This window comes from Paenibacillus endoradicis (assembly GCF_024721975.1).
In genome coordinates this window covers 333,111-355,417 of sequence record NZ_JANQBB010000002.1, presented here as the reverse complement: position 1 = coordinate 355,417, position 22,307 = coordinate 333,111, and the positions used below count along the sequence as shown (strand labels likewise).

Sequence of the window (22,307 nt, the reverse complement as noted above, 5' to 3'; positions counted from 1 at the left end):
ATAAGCGTCATTTATTTTAGGATTTTTGTTGTTATGATATCAGTATACAGCAACTAAGAAAGTGATACGAATTTTCAATGCTTAAAATTATATTTCATTATCATAGTAGAAAGTTATATGGAAACCATATGTATAACAGCTAGCAGGAGTAACCAGTAAACTAATCTCATAGTGATGTTACGGATGAAAAAGTTTAACGGAAGATCAAGTTTAGGAGGCGTATTTAATGATATCGAACAAAGAACAACCTCACTTGGAAGTCAGATCTAAAAATATTATTAATGTTGATGGATTGCAATTTAAGGATTTGAATAATGATGGGAAGCTAGATCCATATGAAGATTGGCGTCTAAGTCCAAAAGAACGTGCCGAGAATTTAGTCTCCTTAATGAATATAGATGAAAAAGTCGGTATGATGCTTATTAATACACGTGGCATGGGTCTTTCACAAAAAGATAAAAGTAATACAAGTCACAATGGTGTGTTAGATGAAGGTATTGTTGAAAAGGGTGAAAGTATTTTCGCTATTACTAAAGTAATGGGTACAACACATACGATTGAGAAAATGAATTTACGACACTTCATCTTGCGAGATAATTGGAGTCCAGCTCAAATGGCAGAGTGGATTAATGCTATGAATGAAGTATGTGAAGGAACACGTCTTGGTATTCCTTGCTTAATCGCCTCAAATTCTAGAAATGAAAATACAGAATTCATATTTGGGATGAATGATGCAGCTGGAATTTTCTCAACATGGCCTGGAACTTTAGGACTTGCAGCAGCAGCTAAAGGCGATATTAAAAATGGCGGTGATGCATCGCTTATTAGTCAATTTGCCCAAATCGCACATGATGAGTGGGATGCTACTGGTATACGAAAAGGTTATATGTATATGGCAGATACTGTTACAGATCCTAGATGGCAACGGACGTATGGTACATTTGGTGAAGATCCAGAGTTTATAGCTGATGCCATAGGTCGTATTATTGATGCTTTCCAAGGGGAGAGCATAGGTAAGCATAGTATTGCGATGACAACAAAACATTTCCCTGGTGGGGGCGCACGTGAAAATGGATTTGATCCTCATTATGTAGAAGGAAAATGGAACTTATATCCTACTCCAGGTAGTTTGGAAAAATATCATTTACCACCATTCCAAGCAGCTGTAGATCATGGTACATCATCGATTATGCCTTATTATTCAATGCCTAGTATTAAAAAGAGTGTGGTCCAACAATTTGAGGGAGAAGACATTCCGTACGAAGAAGTTGGTTTTACATTCAATCATTATTTCCTTAATCATATTCTTAGAGAAAAAATGGGCTTTAAAGGTTACGTAAATAGCGATAGTGGCATTACAAGTAAGATGAGCTGGGGCGTTGAAGAACTAAGCGAGGCGGAACGTTTTGCTAAAGCAATTAATGCTGGTACAGATATCGTTGCTGATACCAATGATATTGAGAATCTTAAAATAGCTATTACTAGTGGATGGATAAGTGAAAAACGTATAGATCAGGCGAATGTACGACTTCTTACGGAAATGTTTGCTTTAGGTTTATTCGATGATCGTACGTATGTTTCAACCGAAGGAGCGGCAACAACAGTTAGTAATCCGGCTAGCTGGAAAGCAGCTTATGAAGCACATAAAAAATCAGTAACGGTACTTAAAAACCATAATGAGACATTACCATTAACAGCTGAGAAAATGGCAGGTAAGAAGGTCTATGTGGAAGTATTCCACAAAAATGCAGAACGAGCAACCTCTTACACTGAAAAAGCGAGAAAAGAATGTCAAGAATTTGGGCAGTTTACTTTAACCGATAATTATGAAGAAGCGGACGTTGCTATATTGTTCTTGAATCCACAATCTGGCGCATACTTTAATGCGACACCAGGGCTGTTAGAACTTGAAATATGTGAGGACAAAACAGAGACTGCTTTAGATGGTTCGTCATATCAAGAAACTACGTTGCTTCGTATGGAACATCTTAAGGAAATTACAGAAAGCCTTCATAATCGCGGAGGAAAAGCTATTATAAGCGTTAACGTTACGTTGCCGTGGATTGTCGGAAATGTAGAACCTTTGGCAGATGCATTGATCGCTGGATATGATACATTTTATAAGGCACAATTTGAGGTTATGGCAGGCAATAGCCGACCAGTAGGTGTATTACCGTTAACATTGCCAGCAAGTGAAGCTGTTATCGCAGTTGATGAAGATGGGAATTGTGTATCGAGAAACGATGTAGCTGGTTATGACAAGGACAAATATATGCCTGAAGGGTTACGTTATGCATACAAGGATAGCGATGGCAATATCTATACACTTGGTCACGGACTAACTTATATTTAGATTTACAAGCTCAATCAGATATACGCTCCTCTGTGACTCGTAGGGGCAAGCTATGCCACAATTTCATTCGTACTTAACAACGTATTACATCCAAAACTAGAGGGTTTTGGATGTAATACGTTGTTTTTTTATATATTTAATAGTTTTGTCTAGTAGTGAGTGATAGATGTGATCACTTACAATTAACTCAAATGTTATGAAGTTTATATGGGATTGGAAATTGTATTATGAATCAATTTCTTGATAACAAAGGTGGAGGTGCTCAATGTCTAGCCAGCTAGAGAAAAATGTAATACAAGTACAAAAGAGAAAATCAGATTCCAAGCTACTTAGATTTTTTGGACAATGGCAGGTCCAGCTTATGATATTCCCAGGGCTACTATTTATTTTTGTATTTAACTATATTCCGATGTATGGAGTATTGATGTCTTTTCAAGATTACAACATTTTTAAAGGGTTTTTAGCTAGTGAGTGGGTTGGATTAAAGCACTTTGATGCGTTTTTCCATTCCAGAGAATTTACTAAAGTTATTCGTAATACGTTAGTCATCAGTGGTCTTAAGCTGTTAATTTGTTTCCCTGCGCCTATCATTTTGGCGTTAATGCTTAATGAGGTTAATAAAATGTACTTTAAGCGAATCGTTCAAACGATAAGCTACTTACCTCACTTTTTGTCTTGGGTTATCGTTGTTGGCTTTGTGAATTCTATTCTTTCTGTAGATAACGGAAGCTTAAACATTTTCCTTCAATCCCTTGGCTTAATTAATCAGCCAATTAACTTTCTATCACAAGCAGAATATTTCTGGACGATTATCATAGGGACCAACCTATGGAAGGAGATAGGATTCAGCTCTATTGTTTATATTGCTGCAATTGCTGGAATTAATCCTAATCTATATGAAGCGGCAGCTATTGATGGTGCAAGTCGATTGAAGCAGATTTTTCTTATTACGATTCCTTCCATCATGCCAGTTATCGTAATTTTCATGATTTTGAATATCGGTAACCTGCTCAATGCTGGTTTTGAAGATTTATTACTGCTTGGCTCACATCCTATTTTAAGAGATGTTGCTGAGGTAATTGATACTTACTCATACAAGGTAGGACTTATGAGTCAACGATACTCTTATGCAACAGCTGTTGGATTATTCAAAGCAGTAATTAGCGTCGCTCTTCTTACACTTGCTAATGCTCTTGCAAGACGTTCAGGCAATAGTTTGTGGTAGAAGTTTAATCATAATGACAGGAATTTCGATAGGGAGGCGCTAGCTGTGAGACTGAGCACAGGAGATAAAATTGTTAGCATTTTTATATATACTAGCTTAACTATACTGGCTTTTGTTAGCTTTTATCCATTTTGGAACTCGTTAGTTATTTCATTCAATGTAGGTCAAGATACGTCGCTTGGTGGTATAACGATCTGGCCAAGAAAATTTACATTTGATAACTACTATGTTGTATTTCGTGACCAGCGTATACTAGATGCTTTCTTCATCTCTGTATTTCGTACAGTGGCAGGTACTTTTTTATCGGTAGCTTTAACCTCTATGTTTGCTTATGGATTAGCGGTTAAAGGAGTTATCGGGAAAAAATATTATATGATTTTTGCGGTTATTACGATGTACTTCAATGGAGGGTTAATTCCGTTTTTCCTAGTGAATAGAGAGTTGCATCTAATGAATACCTTTTGGGTACTCGTTATTCCGTTCGCAGTAAGTGTATTCAATATGATTATATTCCGAACATTTTTCCGAGAGATTCCTGGTGAATTAGAGGAATCAGCCAAAATAGATGGCTGCGACACATTCGGTATTTTCTTCAGAATTATATTACCGTTATCAGGACCAGTTTTTGCAACGCTTGGCTTATTCACAGCTGTATTCCATTGGAATGATTGGTTTAATGTCATTATCTTTATTGATAAAACAGAGCTGTACCCAATTCAAGCGCTATTACAACAAATCTTGAGATCCAACACTATGTCTGAAGCACTCAATGCTGCAGTATCAGGAAGTTCAGCTGCGGGAGATATTATGAGTCTATCTAAGAGTGTAACAAGTAAATCTATTACAATGGCTACGATGATTGTAGCAACATTACCAATCATCGCAGTATATCCTTTTGTTCAAAAGTACTTCGTAAAAGGGGTATTAGTAGGATCTTTGAAAGGATGACCACATCTTCTTAAAATTTGCTACCTTTACAAGTTGGCAATTTTTAATAAAAATTAAAGAAAGAAGGGAGCTCACCCTATTATGAAAAGAAAAAAATTAGGGGTATTGCTATTAACAACAACGATATTGCTTACATCTATTCTTGCAGGATGCTCAGAAAGTTCTAACAAGCCTACTAACTCGAACAAACCAACTTCCACTCCTGCTGGTAAGGAGCCAGGAGAAGAAGTCGTATCTTCATTCAAATTAGGTGAAGAGCCGGTAAATTTCTCTTACTATGTACACTATGACTGGTGGACAACTGAGCCTTGGGGAGTTAATCCGAACAGTAAATGGGTAACGGATAATCTAAAAGTAAGTGTAACGCCAATTCAATCAGGCGGTGCTGCTGAACAGAAGTTAAGCACGATGATTGTTTCTGGAGAGCTTCCAGGTGCAATTATGATGGACCGTGGTCAAGAAGTAGAACGCTTACGTAGTGCAGGTGTTCTAGTACCACTTGATGATTACTTAGATAAATATCCGAACCTTAAACGTCTTGCTGGGGAAGAAACATTAAACATGCTTCGTTCTGATGATGGCAAACTTTATCAGTTTCCTAACTGGTACACATCTGCACCAAACGGTAATGGTGGTTGGGTAATTAATACTAAAATTTACAAAGAGCTTGGTGAACCTAAACTAGAAACATTTGATGATTTATATGAATATTTGAAACTTGTAAAAGCAAATTATAAAAATGTTGTTCCTTTAGAAGTTGGTAGAAAAGCTTCTGGTCTAGATGCTATGTTTGCTGGTTTTGCAGAGGATTCTCCTGTAACGTATGCACAGATGAAGGCTTATCCAGAAGGTAATGAGTTGAAATCTATTCTTGAAAATGAAGCTTGGGTAGAAACAATGCTTTATTCTAACAAGTTATTCCGAGAAGGTCTTATGACTCAAGATGCATTAACACAAACTAACGATCAAGTACAAGAGAAGCTTAATTCTGGTCGTGTAGCTGTTATTATTGGTACGAACACAACAAATGAAGGTCGTGAAGGTCATAATGCTTGGAAATCCATTGATCCAGACGGTGGTTATCAAATGATCTGGCCAATTCATAAAGCAGGCGTAGACAAAAATAAAGTATATCCTAACGGATATAACACGCTTGGTTGGAATGTTAACGTTATTACAACAAGTGCCGAAAATCCAGAAGGCATCTTTGCATATTTGGATTGGATGACTGGTGAAGAGGGACAACGTATTATGTTCTTCGGACCACAAGGTCTATACTATGATGAAATTGATGGAGATGGCAGTCCAATCCCTAATGATGCATGGTTTAACACAGCCGATGATGTTAAAGATGAACAAAAGCTTGAAGCTTATGTATGGGCAGGAAATGCAACTTTCGTAGATACTGCAAAAACTAAAATTGAGTTGGCGCTACCTGAAGATAAACGTAACTGGGGTGTAACGGCTCAAACAAATGTTGCATGGAAAACATCTAAAAATGTAACTGAATTTAATAATATTGATCCAGCTCCAGATACTGATCTAGGCATTATCCAGAAGCAAGTAGCTGATGGTGAAGCAGGTATTGTTACTGAGTATGTAGGTAAAATCTTATTCGCTAAGAGTGATACAGATGTTCTTGCATTAATTGAGCAAGCGAAAAAGGAAACGGTACAGCTAGGTTATAACGATGCATTGAAATACCGTACTGAAAAATGGCAGGAAAACGTTCAGCGTACGAATGCCAACTAATAGAAATCGGGGGAATGCATATGCATTCCCCCTTCTATTCTATTTAATATAAGGAGGGTCACAGCATGTATAAAGTGGTACTAGTTGATGATGAACAGTTTGATCTTGAAGGCTTACATCATTTTGTTCCATGGTCATCGCTTAATATGGAAGTTGTTGCAACCTTTCGTGATGCCTTCTCGGCGTTGGAATATATCGAGCAGCATAATATCGATATTTTAGTTTCAGATATTAGAATGCCTATTATGTCAGGATTAGATCTAGCCGAGCAAGCATTGGTCATACAGTGTAATCTTAAAATTGTATTCATTACAGGCTACGAGGATTTTCATTATGCCAAAAAAGCTATTTCAATGAATGCTAGCAGCTATGTGCTTAAGCCTGTGGATGATGATGAACTTCTAGAGGTTCTTCGTAAAATAGAAAGAAATCTTACCTCTGTGAAGCAGCAATATAATATGGTTCAGACAATGGAGCATTCCATGGTCTATGTGAAGCAGGAATTGCTCCGTCGTTGCTTCATGGGTGCAAACGAACCACAAATGTTTGAGAACTTACAGCAGCAATACGATTCATTGGTACATGTAGTAATTATTGAAATTGATGATGTGAAGTGGAAGCTAAGCAGCTATAGTGACGAGGAAAAGACTATACTCACAGAGCAGTTGTACCAATATTTAATTGAGATTGGCAGCATAATGAAGATAGAGAATTATTGTCAGATGGAACAAGTTAAATTTGCCTTTGTCATTCCTACTCTTCTAGTAGATCAGCTTGCGAATTGGATTCATGAGGTTCAACTCAAATTTAAACTTTCAATTACGATTGGAGTTGGAGCTCCAGTTATTAATCTGGTGCAGCTACATGAAAGCTATCAACAGGCTAATCAGGCACTCGGTATGAAAATTAATCGAGGTAAGGGTATGGTTCTCAGGTATGAAGAGAAGGATGAATGCTCCCAACAGCTTTCCTATAATTTAGACAATAAGATGCATCAACTATTTAAAGCGATTTCAAATTACGATTTAGTAGGAATAGTTGATGTAATGGACGATATATTTTTACATGCTCACCAATTAAAGCAACAAATTACGGTATATCATTATTCTCTTTATATCGTCAATAAGGTGGAGCATTACTTAATTGAACGTAATGAGAATATGCACGAGATGTTAAATATGGATTGGGATCATTGGTCTATTATTATGCAATTCGAGACGATAGAGGATATTAACAGCTGGTTCAGAAAAAAAATATTCGAAATTTCCGAGACATTGCATAATAAAAAAATGCGTAAAAATATGAAGCTAGTACAAGAAATACAAGCTCATGTCATGCTCAAAATTTTTGAAAACATTTCATTGAAGGAAGTCGCGCAACACTTCTCCTTTTCTCCTAACTATTTGGGGCAGCTATTTCGTGCGGAGCTTGGAGAAGGATTTAATGAATATGTGACGAGTGTGCGAATGGAAAAGGCTAAGCAGCTATTAAGAGATCCTAAGGTGAAAATTTATGAGGTAGCTCATATGATTGGCTACAAGGATTTAACATACTTCAGTAAACAGTTTAAGGAATTCACAGGCTTGACAGCAGGTGATTACAGGAAGCAATGTTAAAGATAAAGTACATCCCATTTGGTATGAAGCTGCTTATTTCCTATATCGTTTTAATTATTGTACCCGTCGGCATTATTGGCTATGTTTCTTATGTTAAATCGATCACTGCAGTAAAAGAACAAACACGCTCGACAATGCAAGGAACACTACTGCAAATGAAGGAAAATATAGAATATCAAACGAATAACTTTTCCCGTGTTACAGATCAGTTTTATTATGATTATATGTTTCAGCAATATCTAGAGCAGCCAAGTGGCTATGAGGTGTACCAGCTTACGACTGACTATCTTATTCCGAAGCTGCAAAACTCAGCTAATCTTATACCTTATCGAGCATTAATGCGCTTATATGTATCAAATAGAGACTTTCCTGAGGTTTATCAAATGAATCGAGACGTTATTGATCTGCTTAATCGGCTTAGTGAATATGAGATATATCACTATAGTCGTATTACTGGTCAGGAGTGGTGGAAGCAACCATATATGAGTAATTCCAAATTTATAGATGATCGATTATTGTGGGGACAATTCCAGGATGATCATCAGAATGATCAGATTTCAGTTTTTCGTAAATTGTTTAATCATCGTATGCTGACAAACATTGGTGCTATTCGAGTAACGGCAAAGCTAAGTGATGTATTCAGCAGTGTTAATTATGAGAAGCTAACGACAAGCAGTACAATATTGATCGTAAATCAGCAACAACAAGTTATATATACCAGCTCACAAGAAGGGAAATTGGATATAACAGCCTATGAAGCTGCTGCTTGGAAGGATTCGCATATGATTATTGAAGAGTCGTTAGATTCTCTGAATTGGCGGATTATAGCACTTATCCCCAAGAAAGACTTTGAGGAAGGAATTATCGCAGTTAAGTGGGTAACGGTTGGTGTTGGTCTTATTGCTATCATTGTCGTTATTATATTAAGTGCAGTTATTTCACATTATTTCTCTAAACGAGTATTTAAAATAATTTCTTCGCTTCGTCAATTTAGAGAGGATCGTCTAGATAAGAGAATTAATTATTCTGGTCATGATGAATTCAGTGATATTGCCGAAGCCTTTAACGAAATGACCAGTGATATGAATCAATTAATTCAAGAAGTATACGTGGCTAATTTAGCTAAGAAGGAAGCAGAGCTAGAATCTTTACAAGCACAAATTAATCCTCATTTTTTGTACAATACATTATCATCAATTAGTCGCTTAGGAAAGTTTAAGCAGTGGGAAAAGCAGGATCAAGTTATTCGAGGTCTTGCAAAGTTTTATCGCTTAACCTTAAATCAAGGGAAAATGATCATTCCTATTACGAAGGAAATTGAGCAGGCACAGGCTTATCTTGATATTCAGAGCATCAAATTTGGCGATCAATTTACGATTTCATATGATATTGATCCATCCATATATGGATACGATACAATTAAACTAATAGTGCAGCCGTTTCTGGAAAATATATTTGAGCATGCTCTATTCCGGGCAGCCCTTCATATTCGAGTGCTTGCTTATCAAGAGGAAAATCATATCGTATTCAAAATTATTGACAATGGTATTGGAATGAAGCGGGAGAGATTATTACAAATTAATGATGAACATAATACACAGCGTGGCTATGGCATTCATAATGTGCATGAACGAATTAAGCTCCACTTCGGACAGCCTTATGGAGTAACTATTTGGAGTCGCTATGGAATTGGGACGGCAGTAAAAATCACGATACCGTTATATCAAGAAAAATGGAAAAGCAGCCCGTAAGCATATATAACCGCTCATGCAAGCAGGTGTGGTTACAAAGCCTACGGGCTTTTTATAATTAGCAGATTAGAATCATGATTTTGTAATTCTTCCATTATTCTTCAACACTTTTTCGACCTTTTGCAAATGAGCCTGCATAAGTTTACTAGCTAGTAGATGATCTTGAGCAATGATTGCATCACTAATAGCCCGATGCTCATTCAGCAGTAATGTATTAGAAGATTTATCCTCGAAAAACCAAAGTTGTCTTGTCTTTCCCATTGTTTCTGTAAGCTTGCTCGTTAGTGAACTCATTAATGTATTGAGCAGTTCGTTGTGTGAAGCAGCAGCAATTGCTAGATGAAAATCAATATCTGCTTGTTCACTCATTTGGGTATCGTCAAGTTCTACGGCCTGTTGCATCAACGATATAATATGTTGTAGTCGAGCTACATCAGCATCATTACGATGCTCCGCTGCTAACGATGCTGAGCCACTTTCAAGCCAAATACGAACTTCTAAAATTTCTTTTATATTTTCAGCTTCCTCGAAAGGATCTCGCGAACTGTTTTGTATTGTAGGAAGCACCTTGCTTACAAATGTGCCGCCACCATGTTTAACATCTATCCATCCCATTGCCTTTAGTGCACTAATCGCTTCTCGTATCGTCGAGCGACCTACTCCGAAGGAGGTGCTTAAGTCTACAACAGACGGTAATTTGTGACCGGGTTGCAAACTGCCATCCTCTATCTGTGAAAGGATGACACGTTGAACAATTTCATGTCCTTTTTCTGTTTCTACCTTTATCGGTTGCATAACTTTCCTCCAAAAAAATATTGTATTGACTATACTGTACAACGTAATTAAGCTATAATCAACACAAAGTCATCAGATGACCTGTCTACTTTTTGATTGGGGGGATTATTCAATGTTGAATGAAGCTATATCCAAGCAATTACGAGAAATTGTCGGAGAAAAGTATTTTAGAACGGATCAAGAGGCGTTGGTTGCTCATTCCTATGATGGAACGCCAATGCTACAAGCGTTACCTGATGGAGTGATCTATCCAGAAACGACAGAGCATGTATGTGAAATTATGAAAATTGCAAGCGCTTCTCTTATACCTATTATTACGAGAGGTTCAGGATCTAATCTTTGCGGTGGCACTACTCCTCTGCAGGGAGGAATCGTTATGGTTATGCATCGTATGAACAAAATCCTTGAAGTGGATATGGAAAACCTAACAGCTACCGTTCAGCCAGGTGCCATTACCGGAAAGTTTATTGCCCATGTAGAAGGGTTGGGGCTCTTCTATCCACCAGACCCTAGCAGTATGAAAATTTCAACAATCGGCGGTAATATTGCCGAGTGCTCTGGTGGATTGCGAGGACTAAAATATGGTACGACGAAGGATTATGTACTAGGTTTAACGGCTGTACTACCTAATGGCTCGGTTATTCATACAGGTGGGAAATTGACAAAAGATGTTGCCGGTTATGATCTGACGAAGTTACTTGTTGGCTCCGAAGGTACATTAGCTGTTATTACTGAGGCTATTCTAAAGCTCATTCCTCAGCCCAAAACAAAAAAAACGATGATTGCCATGTATAAAGATATTTATGGTGCCGCTCGCACCGTTTCTAGCATTATTAAGGGACAAATTATTCCAGCAACACTAGAAATATTGGATAATACGACGATTCGTGTCGTAGATGATTTCGCTAAAATCGGATTGCCTCTAGATATGGCAGCGATACTAATTATTGAACAAGACGGCGAGCCAGAAATGGTTGAGCGTGATATTGATAAAATCTTTACTATATGCAAAGAAGAGCAGGCAGATCGTATTGAAATTGCTGCTACTCGCGAGGAAGCTGAGAAGCTACTAACTGCAAGGCGCAGCGCATTTACAGCACTTGCCCGCTTGCGTCCGACAACTATACTAGAGGATGCTACTGTACCGCGGTCCAAAATTGCCGACATGATCCTTCGCACAAATGCTATTGCACAAAAACATAATGTGAATATTGCGACGTTTGGACATGCGGGGGATGGGAATCTGCATCCTACTGCAACGACAGATGCTAGAGATCATGAAGAAGTGCATCGTGTTGAAGAAGCATTTGCTGAAATCTTTGAAGCTGCGATTGAATTAGGTGGAACTATTACAGGTGAACATGGTGTCGGTGTTGTAAAGGCGCCTTATTTGGAGTGGAAAGTTGGATCTGCAGCGGTCGAAGTGATGAAAGGAATTAAAGTGGCATTCGATCCGCTAGGTATATTGAATCCTGGTAAAGTTTTTGCAAAGGAAACAAAGAAGAGAGTGGTGATACAACATGGTTAGTACACTAGGTAAACCTAATATCGAGCATACAAACCCACTAGCACGCACACTGTTAGAAAAACTTGATTATGATCAGCTTACCAATTGTATGCGCTGTGGATTCTGCTTACCAGCTTGTCCGACGTTCAAGGAAACAGGTATGGAGCCAGCGTCACCACGTGGGAGAATTGCACTGATGAAGGCAGCAGTTGATGGACTGATGGTACCGGATCAGCAGTTTCAGGATCAGATGAACTTATGCTTAGGCTGCCGAGCATGTGAACCGGCATGTCCTGCTGATGTTAAGTACGGTCAATTAATTGAGCAAACGAAGGAAGCGATAGAAGAGCATGCAAAACATTCATTGCCTGTGAAAGTTATGCGTAAAACCTTGTTCAAAGCGTTATTCCCGAAACGAGGAGCAATGAAACTGCTAGGTGGCTCCCTTGCATTCTATCAAAAGTCTGGGCTGCAAAAGGTTGCTCAAACAACTGGGATGATGAACCTATTTCCAGATCATCTAGCAGAGATGGAAGGGGTTTTACCACCAGCTAGCGCAAAAGGCGTAGTTGAACGGCTAGGTGTATTTTACCCTGCCAAAGGTGAAGCAATCGCTAAGGTTGCAATGTTCCGCGGCTGTATTATGGATGTAATGTTTGCTGATACGAATGTAAACACAGTAGAGCTGTTATCTGCTGCTGGCTTTGATGTACACATTCCACAGAGTCAAGTATGCTGTGGTGCACTTCATGCGCATAGTGGTGAAATGAATGATGCTAGAGAACTGGCTGCAGTTAATATTGACACGTTTAAATCGCTTAATGTCGATTATATTGTATCCAATGCAGGTGGATGCGGCGCAATACTAGTTGAATATGATCATCTAATGAAGGATGATAAGAAGTATAGCGAGGATGCCGCATGGTTTGCTTCTCGTGTTATTGATGTAAGCACATTGGTCGTTGAAAAGGGACGCATCCCTAAATTCGATCAGAAGATAGCAAGTAGTGATCAACAGAAGGTGAAAGTGACCTATCAGGATTCATGTCATTTGCGTAATGTAATGAAGGGGGCTAGTGCTCCTCGTAAGCTGATGAAGGGGATAGCGAATGCTGAATTTATAGAAATGGTTGAATCAGATAGTTGTTGTGGCTCTGCAGGAGTTTATAATGTTGTACAGCCTGAAATGGCAGGAACTATTTTGGAACATAAAATGGAGTATGCTAACCAAACGGCAGCCAGCTATATGTTAACGAGTAATCCTGGCTGTTTGTTACAGATGAAGCTTGGTATTGAAAAACACAAGCCAGAGCAACCGATGACCGCGATGCATATTGTTGACTTTTTACATGAACGAATGATATTCTCGGAATAGTAAAGAAATTACAAATTATGTTATATGTTTTTTTAGTTGAAATAGGCAATAGATTTTGATTATGATATGACTATAAATGAAAGTTCAAAAAGCAGGATTTCGTAAGGCTTCATATTCGATGTCGAGTAACCTACGTTAGACAACCATCGTTATCAAATTCTGCTTTTTGAACTACCTTTTGAGGTCAATAAAAACTAGAGTAGGTAGATTATGAGTCTAAATGACAATATACTAATTAAAATTCGTGAGATGAGAGATAGTCTTACGCCTGTAGAAAGAATGGTTGGAGACTATATTTTGGAGAATACAGAGGATATTCCTCACCTCTCGATTAAGGAGCTAGCTCAAGGTAGTAAAACAAGCGATGCATCTGTCCTCAGATTTTGTAAAACAATGGGATATAGTGGATATCGTAATTTTATTGTGAGCATATCGGCATCTTTAGGCTCTCGTGATGAGGATCCAAAAGCTCAATATACAGATATTCAGCCGGGTGATGATCTATCGACAATTATTTCAAACATCTCTTTGAATAATTGCAAGTCTATTGAAGATACCCTTAGTGTTATTGACCGCAAAGAAATTGCACGAGCTGTAGACTTATTATGTCATAGTAAGCGGATCGTATTTTTTGGCGCTGGTGCCTCAGGATTAATTTGCATGGATGGAGAACAGAAATTTACGCGTATTAATAAAATGTGCCATGCCTATACAGATAGTCACAGCCAGCTTACTGCAGCAACGCTACTTGAGAAGGATGATGTAGCTATTTTCATCTCCAATTCAGGTGCAACGATTGAAATTATTGATGCACTAGAGATTGCTCTTAAAAACAAAGCAAAGTGTATTGCTATTACTAAATATAATAAAAGTGTACTCGCTGAACGAGCAGATATTGTACTAAGTATTTCTACGCCTGAAATTACGATACGAAGTGGAGCTATGGGCTCACGTATTGCAATGCTTACAATTATTGATATATTGTTTGCTGGAGTTGCTAGTGCAGAATACGAGCATGTTAAAAAGTATCTAACGAAAACACATAATATATTAACGAATAAACTTAGATATTAAAAGAATACTTTAGGTGTGATGAAAAGAGGATACCCCAAGCGTAGTTTTTTACTAACTTTGGGGGGATCCTCTTTTTTGCAGTCATTTTAGTATTGTGGAATTAATTGGATAGCAATCGTGATCATCTTATTGGTACAGTTATATATAGATTGTGATGTTAGGTTATCTCTAATTTGAAAACGTTTAACTTGACAGCGATTATGTAAAAGTTTATAGAAAAGTAAATTGAAAAAGTAGAAGTAATGCATAAAAAAAAGTGAGGGAAATGTTGGGTATTCAAATGCTTTTTTCCAATAAAGTGAGCCAATTGATAGATTACTGACAAAGATATCGTCATTTAAAGAGAATATATATATGCACAAAAATAATAATTATGCAGGTTTAACAGAAGCAAATTACTGAGTATTTGCAACAGTGAAAACGGTTTTTTAAATAATTTAGAAAACCTATTGTAAGCGCTTCACAAATTATGTATAATAACTTTTGAAAGGATTGAAATAAAACATCAGAATATTAATGCAACATGAAATTTTATTTCAAAAACTATTGACGAGATAAAAATGATGTATTACTATGTGTTTATAAGGTATGTGAATAAAACTAACATCCCTCGTAATTAATATGTCACATTTAACTAGCATGAGGAGGATGACTATGAATGACTACCTTGCGGGATTGACAACAGAAGCGGTTAATCCAGAAACATTCATAATTGATGAGTGTACAACGGAGCAAATGGTACAGCTAATGAATCAACAAGATGCTCTGGTGCCCGCAGCTGTAGCCAAAGAAATTCCGTACATTGCAAAGGCGGTAGATATTCTACATCATAGATTATCTAATGATGGCAGAATGTTTTACATAGGAGCAGGCACTTCGGGGAGATTAGGTGTTCTAGATGCCTCCGAATGTCCTCCGACCTTTGGTACTGACCCAATCTTGGTTCAAGGGTATATCGCAGGCGGTGATATTGCTCTGCGAAAAGCAGTTGAAGGGTGCGAAGACGATGCTGAAGAGGGTATTGCTTTAATCGAAAGTATTGGGATAACGGAAAAGGATGCAGTAATCGGCATCTCGGCGAGTGGCAGTGCGAACTTTGTAATTGCCGCGTTGACGAGGGCGAAGGAACTTGGGGCAGCAACGATCGGAGTTTGTAACAATAAGGATTCCAAGTTTGAACCGATTGTCGATGTTTGCATCTCGCCCGTTGTTGGAGCGGAAGTAATTAGTGGCTCAACTCGATTGAAAGCTGGTACCGCTCAGAAGCTAGTCCTTAATATGCTAACCACATGTACGATGGTCAAATTAGGAAAAACTTATAATAACCTAATGGTTGACCTGAAGGCTAGCAACATTAAGCTTGTAGATCGCTCTGTTCGTATCATTATGAGTGCAACTGATGTAGATTCATCAACCGCCACAGAAGCACTTGAAAAGGCATCTATGAATTGTAAGTTAGCAATAATGATGATTAAGACGGGGTTAGATGCATTTGAAGCAGAAAAAGCGCTCAATGAAAATGAAGGACGCTTGAAGCAAGCAATTACATCATTAGCGTAGTGTAAGTGAAGTGAGTAGTAAGGCTGTATTGATGCAATTCAAAATTGAGGAGGCTACTATCTATGAAAAAGAGATCGCGTGTTTTAACTCTATTTTTGGCAGTAACAATGCTTGTATCATTATTGGCAGCTTGTAGCGGCAACGGGAACAATGGAAACAATGCTCCTGCTACAAATTCGGGTAACACAACTAGTCCTACTTCTGAAGCAGCACCAGCTAAGGATACGATTACTGCGTTATTACCACCAGCATCAGCTAACTATCAAGCACGCTTTGCTGACATGGAAAAAGAATTCAATGCATTATATCCACATCTTACATTAAAAATCGAACCAGCAAGCTGGGAAGATATGACGCAAAAATTAGACACTCAAGTTAATGCCGGTTCTCCACCAGATATTGCTTGGGTTGGTTCAACTGCTACATCTAAATATGCTGCTCTTGGTATGTTGTTAGATATTAACAACGTTTTAACTGATGAGATGAAAGCAGATTATGATGAAGTGCCTATGAAATACTTCCAATTAGGTGATGCACAGTACGGTTTGCCTGCTTACATGGCTGTTCACTCTATTGGTGGTAACAAGCAGTTCCTAGAGGAAGCAAATATTGATTGGAAAGCTGTTCAACAAAATGGCTGGACATATGATGAATTCCGCGAAGCTATTAAAGCTGGAGTAGTGAAAGATGCTAAAGGTGAAACTTCTCGTTACGGTTTCGTGTTTGCAACAGCTGGAGTAACTTCTAAAGACTATTTGAGCATTATGGCTAAATCTGCAGGTATTCCTGAATATTTTGATGAAAATCTTAAGTTCTCTTACACAAGTAAAAACTTCCTGGGTCTTCTAGAATCACTTCGTTTATTGATTGATGATGGTTCTATGCCAAAAGAGCTAAGCTCTATTGATGCCGGTAAACGTTGGAATATGTTCTTAACAGGTCAAACGATGATTACTGGTAAAGGCCTAGCAAGTTTTGAAAACTCTGCACGCTTAAATAATGAAAAGATTAAAGCGAATGATGGTTCTGCAGTAGCGGAATCTATCGAGGCAGAATACGTTCCACTTCCAGTACCAACATTTAATGGTGCTAGCTACATTCCTACTACTGTTGTTGATGGTTACATCGCATTACGTGGTAAAAAAGAACCGACTGAAGAGCACATTAAAAATATCGCTTTAGCTATGTACTACTTATCTTCTGGTTCGGTAGCTGCAAACTATAGCAATGAATTGTTCTTGTCTCCAATTACTGAATCAGCAAGAAATTCTAAAGTTCTAGAAGAATATCCTCGTAGCGAAGAAAACATTAAAGCAGATGAAATTATGATGTCTAAAGCAGTCGCTGCTCGTACAGATATTCCTACTGATCTTGCTGCAGAAGCTATCAAAATCGAAACTGAGGTTATCGTTCCGAAGTTACAAGCGTTACTAGCAAACGAGATTACACCACAAGAAATGTATGATGCAGTTAAATTAGCTGCAATCAAATCCTTCGGTGAAGATGGCGTTGTTGTAGACTAATTTTTAATAATAAGAGCTGTACGTCAAAGTACGTACAGCTCTCATTATAGATATGAAGAAGTATGATTGTTCTAAGAAGAGAGGTGCGTCCTAATGAGTCAAACATTAACTAGAAAAAAGAAATTAAAAGTCGAAAGTGATTCAGGATGGGGATATGCATTTATCGCAGTAGCACTTATTGCATTTGCTTTGTTTACTGCATATCCAGTCATCAACGCTTTCATCATTAGCTTACAAGATTACAGACCATTAGGGTCCACCTATGTGGGTTTAGAAAATTTCAAAGAGTCATTCTCTGATGGTCTTTTTTGGAAGGCTCTCAAAAATACAGGGGTTTATACGTTATTAACTGTTCCATTTAATATCTTTTTGTCATTCTTAGTCGCAATTTTAATTCTGCCATTTAAGAAAAGAATACAGACTGTGTTTAAAGCGATTTATTATTTACCGGCAGTAGCATCTGGTGTAGCACTAGCAGTAGTATGGCTTTGGATTTTTGATCCTTTGAAATCGGGTATTGCCAATCAAATTGTTATGTTTTTTGGTTTTGAGAATCAAAATTGGCTTGGTTCCAGTGCAACAGCAATGTTTTCACTTGTCTTAATGTCGTGGTTATCTAGTCACGGTACAGCAATTATTATTTATCTGGCTGCACTACTTGGTATTGACAACAGCTATTATGAAGCAGCTGAAATTGACGGTGCATCTTTCTTGCAAAAACTATGGTTTATCGTCATTCCTTTCCTTAAGCCAACAACGCTTTTCTTACTCGTTACTGGTATGATTGGGTCTTTCCAAGTATTCCAAAACGCTTATCTAATGACAGGCGGTGGACCAGATCATGCAACGACAATGGTAGGATTGTTGATTTTTAACAATGCGTTCACATATTTTGAATTTGGTGAGGCAGCAGCACAATCTTTAATACTTGCAGTGATTATTGCAATAGTTTCATTCATTCAATTTAAGTTCTTAGGCAAAGACATCGAATACTAGGAAAAGGGGCGAAATAGATGGCTTTATTCAATAACAACTTTAGAAGTGGATGGGCGTTGTTTTATCGTAATGCTCTTATTATTACGTTCCTAGGCCTGTTTGCACTAGCAACCATTTTCCCTATTTATTTTATGATTATCTCGTCCTTCGGCGATCCAGTAGAAGCTGGAGCAATGAGTTACTCAATTTTCCCGAGTAAAATATCGTTTGAATCGTATAAATTCTTCTTTAATTTCAATGCGAATTCATACAATTGGTTATTAAACTCATTAATTGTAGCAGCTTGTATAACGATATCAAACGTTTTATTTGCTACATTGGCTGGTTATGCATTTGCGAAAATGAACTTTAAAGGTAAAAACGTACTGTTTGCAATTTTGCTAGGATCTATGATGATTCCTGGACAAGTAACACAAGTACCACTTTATATTTTGATCGTTAATATTTTTGAATTACAAAATACGTATGAAGCATTAATTATGCCAAGTATCGTAACGGTGTACAATATTTTCTTAGTTAAGCAGTTTATGTCGTCTATTCCTAAGGAAGTTATAGAGGCTGCTAAAATTGAAGGATGTTCTCAACCGAAAATTTTCTATCACATCATTCTTCCACTATCTAAAACAGTTATGGCTGTTTTAGCAATTCTTACATTTATGGCAGCTTGGAATGACTTCTTCTGGCCATTCCTCGTAACGAATACAATGGATATGCAGACGATTCAAGTCGGTTTGAAAAACTTCCGATTTGCTAACACAACATACTTTGCACCAATGATGGCGGGTGCAACAATTTCAGCAGTTCCAATGTTTATTCTGTTCTTCAGCCTACAAAAATACTTCCTTGAAGGGGTAACAGTTGGAGCGGTGAAAGGTTAATGGATAATATAACAAAAGTAGAGGCGAAATACGTAGTTGGCTTGATGTCTGGTACATCGGTAGATGGTATTGATGCAGCGGTAATCGAAATCTCTCCAGTTCTTGAGGGAGAGCGAGCGATAGCAGTTCGCTTATTAGCTTTTGAAAATACATCGTTTCCTGAAACAGCTAGAAATGAAATCTTCGAATTGTTTAATCCAGCGAATGCTACGATTGATCGTGTTGGTGCGATGAATATGTGGCTAGGTGAATTATATGCTGAGGCCGCATTATCTGTTATCGAGAAAAGTGGGCTTCAGCCATCGCAAATTACTGCTATAGGCTCGCACGGTCAAACGATCTATCATGCCCCAGAGGCTAATTGGGTGAATGGCTACAATTTGCACTGCACTGTGCAAATTGGTGAGGGTGCGGTAATTGCAAATCGTACATCAATCGCTACCGTATCTGATTTTCGTGTTGCAGATATGGCAATGGGCGGACAAGGAGCACCATTAGTTCCTTTTACAGAGTATTTATTGTATACGAATGAAAAGCAAACACAGCTTTTGCAAAATATTGGTGGTATCGGAAATATAACAGTTCTTCCAGCAAATGCTCTACCGAGTGATGTGTTTGCCTTTGATACAGGTCCAGGCAATATGATTATTGATGGGCTTGTATCAGAGTTATTCCCACCAATGACGATGGATGTAGGTGGTGAGCTTGCCGCTCAAGGGACTATTATTGATGAGTTACTAAGTTGGCTTAAGCAGGATGAATACTATACAATGGCACTACCAAAATCAACAGGTAGGGAACGTTTCGGTAAGCAATACGTGTCACAAATTATAGCAATGATGAACGAGAAATGCTGGAGTGCGGTCGATGTCATTGCCACGGTCACTTACTTAACTGCATGGAGTATCTCTGATAGCTATGAGCGATATATTGCACCTAAGCATCGTGCTGGGCAACTGCTTATTGGCGGTGGCGGTAGTTATAATGGAACGTTACTACGTAATTTGGAGCAATTGTTTGCGCAGCATGACGTACAAGTATTGACGCAAGAAGATATTGGCGGAAACAGCGATGCTAAGGAAGCGATTGCCTTTGCGTTACTTGCTTACTTCACGATGGAAGGGTTAGCGAATAATATTCCACAAGTAACAGGAGCATCAGAGCCTGTTGTAATGGGGAAAATTTCTTTGCCATATTCCGGGCAATCCATGGGAGGCTAGCGACGTGCGAATAAGACCTTTTATTGAAGAAGATAGCTCTGCGGTAGTAGAGCTTTGGAATACAGAAGCAACGAAATATGACTATCAGCCATTCACAGAACTTTCGTTTCGTGAAGCTTTCATTGAGCATCGCTACTACGATGCTGACTGTATGTGGGTAGGTTGTATCGGAGATGACATTGTTAGCTTTGCAGCTGGTTGTAGTGGTGATGATCTGCCGCTTGGTCATATTGCAGGGTATATAACAACTGTTATTATTGCTAATAAGGTCGCTGAAGCGAAGCATTCTGATGCTTTACTGGAATGTTTAGAAGAAAGATTTATTGCGCTTGGGAAGAAGCAAAGCGAGGTATTATTTTTCAACCCTGTAAAGCTCAAATGGAATATTCCTAGCAACCCAAATCACGAGCATAATAATGCACCAGGTATAAGCAAAGATCAACCGCTATATGGAGCGCTACTCACACGAGGGTATCTTGATCGAGCAACGCAATGTGGGATGTATTTACCACTTAGTGACTTCACTATTCCCGAGAATATTATTGAAAAAGAAAAAAATATAATGGGATTAGAATATCAGATAACGATATTTAATCCCTCTGTTCATACTGGCTTACAATCATTATTAAGTGTGCTGCAAAACACTCAATGGGAAAAAGACGTTACATATTATATGAAGCGGAATGTCCCGATCGTAGTAGCTGTTCAAGGAACAGCATGTGTTGGATTTGCAGGTCCAATTATCCGTCAAGATAATGGTCGAGCATTTTTTAGTGGCATTGGCGTTCATCCAGAACATGAGGGATATGGTCTAGGTAGCGTGCTGTTTTTCCGTATGGTTGATGCTTTTAAGAGGGCAAACTGTGACTATATTACATTGTTTACTGGGAGAGAAAATCCAGCCATACGAATTTATCAAAAAGCGGGATTTACTGTGGAAAAGGAATTTTCTATACTGCGAAAGGAGCTTGAGCATGAGTGAGAAACTAACGATTCTAGCAATTGGGGCACATGTAGGTGATGTTGAGCTTGCCTCAGGCGGAGTGCTTGCCAGTCATAGCTTAAAAGGAGATCATATCGTAACGCTAGCTTTAACTGCAGGAGAACGAGGTGTTCCAGCAGGGCAGGATATGAAGGAGTATCGCGGTCAAAAGGTTAAGGAAGCAGAGCAATTTGCAACAATGCTTGGCGGAGAAGCAGTAGTCTTTGATTATTGCGATGGAGAGCTTCCTGATACCCAGCAAATTCGTATGGAGGTTTGTGATGTTATTCGTCGCGTGAAACCGGACATTATTATTACGCATTGGAAAAATAGTATGCACAAGGATCATGCGCTAACACATCATATCGTCAACGATGCTCGATTTTTCGCAAGCCTGCCAACTTTTGAGAGAGAGTATGCTGCACATTTTGCTGCAAGATTGTATTACTCAGAAAACTGGGAGGATGCTGTAGAGTACGTTCCTTACGTCTATGTAGATTTTGATCAAGCGGCATATAATCTATGGATTGATGCGCTCAGCAAACACTGGTTCGTAACGAACAGCAAATCGTTTAAGTATATGGATTACTATAAAGCTTTGGCAGTTGTGCGTGGCTGTGAAGCGAGAAAAACATATGCTGAAGCATTTATGGTAGCTCCAGAAACGATGAAAGTTAGACAGACTAGTCTTTGGTAGTTTCTCGCACAATTATGTAAATTAGAGGGAGTGTTTCTTGTAGTCATATAAGAGA

General features: G+C 38.3%; 17 protein-coding genes. 16 read left to right on the top strand and 1 reads right to left on the bottom strand.

Going from position 1 to position 22,307, the window contains the following annotated elements:
- Positions 1-226: 226 nt before the first annotated feature.
- The 6 genes from NV377_RS07805 to NV377_RS07780 all read left to right on the top strand — a co-directional run bounded on the left by NV377_RS07805 (position 227) and on the right by NV377_RS07780 (position 9,645).
- Complete coding sequence (locus NV377_RS07805) at positions 227-2,353, top strand: glycoside hydrolase family 3 protein (RefSeq protein ID WP_258200638.1); 2,127 nt, start codon at positions 227-229, stop codon at positions 2,351-2,353.
- Between the two features lie 265 nt (positions 2,354-2,618).
- Complete coding sequence (locus NV377_RS07800) at positions 2,619-3,578, top strand: ABC transporter permease (protein WP_258200637.1); 960 nt, start codon at positions 2,619-2,621, stop codon at positions 3,576-3,578.
- A gap of 45 nt (positions 3,579-3,623) precedes the next feature.
- Positions 3,624-4,526 carry a carbohydrate ABC transporter permease gene (locus NV377_RS07795; protein WP_258200636.1) on the top strand — a complete coding sequence of 301 codons (903 nt, stop codon included), beginning with the start codon at positions 3,624-3,626 and terminating at the stop codon, positions 4,524-4,526.
- Positions 4,527-4,607: 81 nt separating this feature from the next.
- Entirely contained in the window at positions 4,608-6,278 is a 1,671-nt protein-coding gene (locus NV377_RS07790; protein WP_258200635.1) for an extracellular solute-binding protein, read from the top strand.
- Between the two features lie 65 nt (positions 6,279-6,343).
- The gene (locus NV377_RS07785; RefSeq protein ID WP_258200634.1) at positions 6,344-7,894 is read left to right on the top strand and encodes a response regulator; all 1,551 of its coding nucleotides are present in this window, start codon (positions 6,344-6,346) and stop codon (positions 7,892-7,894) included.
- Positions 7,888-9,645, top strand: a complete 1,758-nt coding sequence (locus NV377_RS07780) for a cache domain-containing sensor histidine kinase (protein WP_258200633.1) — start codon at positions 7,888-7,890, stop codon at positions 9,643-9,645. The genes NV377_RS07785 and NV377_RS07780 overlap by 7 nt, the downstream gene beginning before the upstream one ends.
- A gap of 72 nt (positions 9,646-9,717) precedes the next feature.
- Here the strand turns inward: NV377_RS07780 and NV377_RS07775 are convergent, their stop codons facing one another.
- A complete protein-coding gene (locus tag NV377_RS07775) occupies positions 9,718-10,440 on the bottom strand; it encodes a FadR/GntR family transcriptional regulator (RefSeq protein WP_258200632.1) in 723 nt (240 codons plus the stop codon).
- A gap of 112 nt (positions 10,441-10,552) precedes the next feature.
- Between NV377_RS07775 and NV377_RS07770 the strand changes: the two genes are divergently transcribed.
- The 10 genes from NV377_RS07770 (at position 10,553) to NV377_RS07725 (ending at position 22,252) form a co-directional block, all read left to right on the top strand.
- On the top strand, positions 10,553-11,968 hold the full coding sequence (locus tag NV377_RS07770) for an FAD-binding oxidoreductase (protein ID WP_258200631.1): 1,416 nt from the start codon (positions 10,553-10,555) through the stop codon (positions 11,966-11,968).
- Complete coding sequence (locus NV377_RS07765; protein WP_258200630.1) at positions 11,961-13,322, top strand: (Fe-S)-binding protein; 1,362 nt, start codon at positions 11,961-11,963, stop codon at positions 13,320-13,322. Before NV377_RS07770 ends, NV377_RS07765 begins: the two co-directional genes overlap by 8 nt.
- Positions 13,323-13,532: 210 nt before the next feature.
- Positions 13,533-14,396 carry a MurR/RpiR family transcriptional regulator gene (locus NV377_RS07760; protein ID WP_258200629.1) on the top strand — a complete coding sequence of 288 codons (864 nt, stop codon included), beginning with the start codon at positions 13,533-13,535 and terminating at the stop codon, positions 14,394-14,396.
- Between the two features lie 654 nt (positions 14,397-15,050).
- Positions 15,051-15,956, top strand: a complete 906-nt coding sequence (gene murQ / locus NV377_RS07755; protein ID WP_258200628.1) for an N-acetylmuramic acid 6-phosphate etherase — start codon at positions 15,051-15,053, stop codon at positions 15,954-15,956.
- Positions 15,957-16,018: 62 nt separating this feature from the next.
- A complete protein-coding gene (locus NV377_RS07750; RefSeq protein ID WP_258200627.1) occupies positions 16,019-17,479 on the top strand; it encodes an ABC transporter substrate-binding protein in 1,461 nt (486 codons plus the stop codon).
- 93 nt (positions 17,480-17,572) lie between these two features.
- Positions 17,573-18,475: a carbohydrate ABC transporter permease gene (locus tag NV377_RS07745; RefSeq protein WP_258200626.1), complete on the top strand. Its 903-nt coding sequence runs from the start codon at positions 17,573-17,575 to the stop codon at positions 18,473-18,475.
- Positions 18,476-18,492: 17 nt separating this feature from the next.
- Entirely contained in the window at positions 18,493-19,353 is an 861-nt protein-coding gene (locus NV377_RS07740) for a carbohydrate ABC transporter permease (RefSeq protein WP_258200625.1), read from the top strand.
- Entirely contained in the window at positions 19,353-20,573 is a 1,221-nt protein-coding gene (locus NV377_RS07735; protein WP_258200624.1) for an anhydro-N-acetylmuramic acid kinase, read from the top strand. Before NV377_RS07740 ends, NV377_RS07735 begins: the two co-directional genes overlap by 1 nt.
- Before the next feature lie 4 nt (positions 20,574-20,577).
- Positions 20,578-21,555, top strand: a complete 978-nt coding sequence (locus NV377_RS07730; RefSeq protein WP_258200623.1) for a GNAT family N-acetyltransferase — start codon at positions 20,578-20,580, stop codon at positions 21,553-21,555.
- Positions 21,548-22,252, top strand: a complete 705-nt coding sequence (locus NV377_RS07725; protein WP_258200622.1) for a PIG-L deacetylase family protein — start codon at positions 21,548-21,550, stop codon at positions 22,250-22,252. The genes NV377_RS07730 and NV377_RS07725 overlap by 8 nt, the downstream gene beginning before the upstream one ends.
- The last annotated feature ends 55 nt before the right edge of the window (positions 22,253-22,307 follow it).

Bases quoted from the DNA above. Each gene is read 5' to 3' on its own strand.
- NV377_RS07805 (WP_258200638.1), top strand. From the start codon at position 227: ATGATATCGAACAAAGAACAACCTCACTTGGAAGTCAGATCTAAAAAT.
- NV377_RS07800 (WP_258200637.1), top strand. From the start codon at position 2,619: ATGTCTAGCCAGCTAGAGAAAAATGTAATACAAGTACAAAAGAGAAAA.
- NV377_RS07790 (WP_258200635.1), top strand. From the start codon at position 4,608: ATGAAAAGAAAAAAATTAGGGGTATTGCTATTAACAACAACGATATTG.
- NV377_RS07785 (WP_258200634.1), top strand. From the start codon at position 6,344: ATGTATAAAGTGGTACTAGTTGATGATGAACAGTTTGATCTTGAAGGC.
- NV377_RS07780 (WP_258200633.1), top strand. From the start codon at position 7,888: ATGTTAAAGATAAAGTACATCCCATTTGGTATGAAGCTGCTTATTTCC.
- NV377_RS07775 (WP_258200632.1), bottom strand. From the start codon at position 10,440: ATGCAACCGATAAAGGTAGAAACAGAAAAAGGACATGAAATTGTTCAA.
- NV377_RS07770 (WP_258200631.1), top strand. From the start codon at position 10,553: ATGTTGAATGAAGCTATATCCAAGCAATTACGAGAAATTGTCGGAGAA.
- NV377_RS07765 (WP_258200630.1), top strand. From the start codon at position 11,961: ATGGTTAGTACACTAGGTAAACCTAATATCGAGCATACAAACCCACTA.
- NV377_RS07760 (WP_258200629.1), top strand. From the start codon at position 13,533: ATGAGTCTAAATGACAATATACTAATTAAAATTCGTGAGATGAGAGAT.
- murQ (WP_258200628.1), top strand. From the start codon at position 15,051: ATGAATGACTACCTTGCGGGATTGACAACAGAAGCGGTTAATCCAGAA.
- NV377_RS07750 (WP_258200627.1), top strand. From the start codon at position 16,019: ATGAAAAAGAGATCGCGTGTTTTAACTCTATTTTTGGCAGTAACAATG.
- NV377_RS07745 (WP_258200626.1), top strand. From the start codon at position 17,573: ATGAGTCAAACATTAACTAGAAAAAAGAAATTAAAAGTCGAAAGTGAT.
- NV377_RS07740 (WP_258200625.1), top strand. From the start codon at position 18,493: ATGGCTTTATTCAATAACAACTTTAGAAGTGGATGGGCGTTGTTTTAT.
- NV377_RS07735 (WP_258200624.1), top strand. From the start codon at position 19,353: ATGGATAATATAACAAAAGTAGAGGCGAAATACGTAGTTGGCTTGATG.
- NV377_RS07725 (WP_258200622.1), top strand. From the start codon at position 21,548: ATGAGTGAGAAACTAACGATTCTAGCAATTGGGGCACATGTAGGTGAT.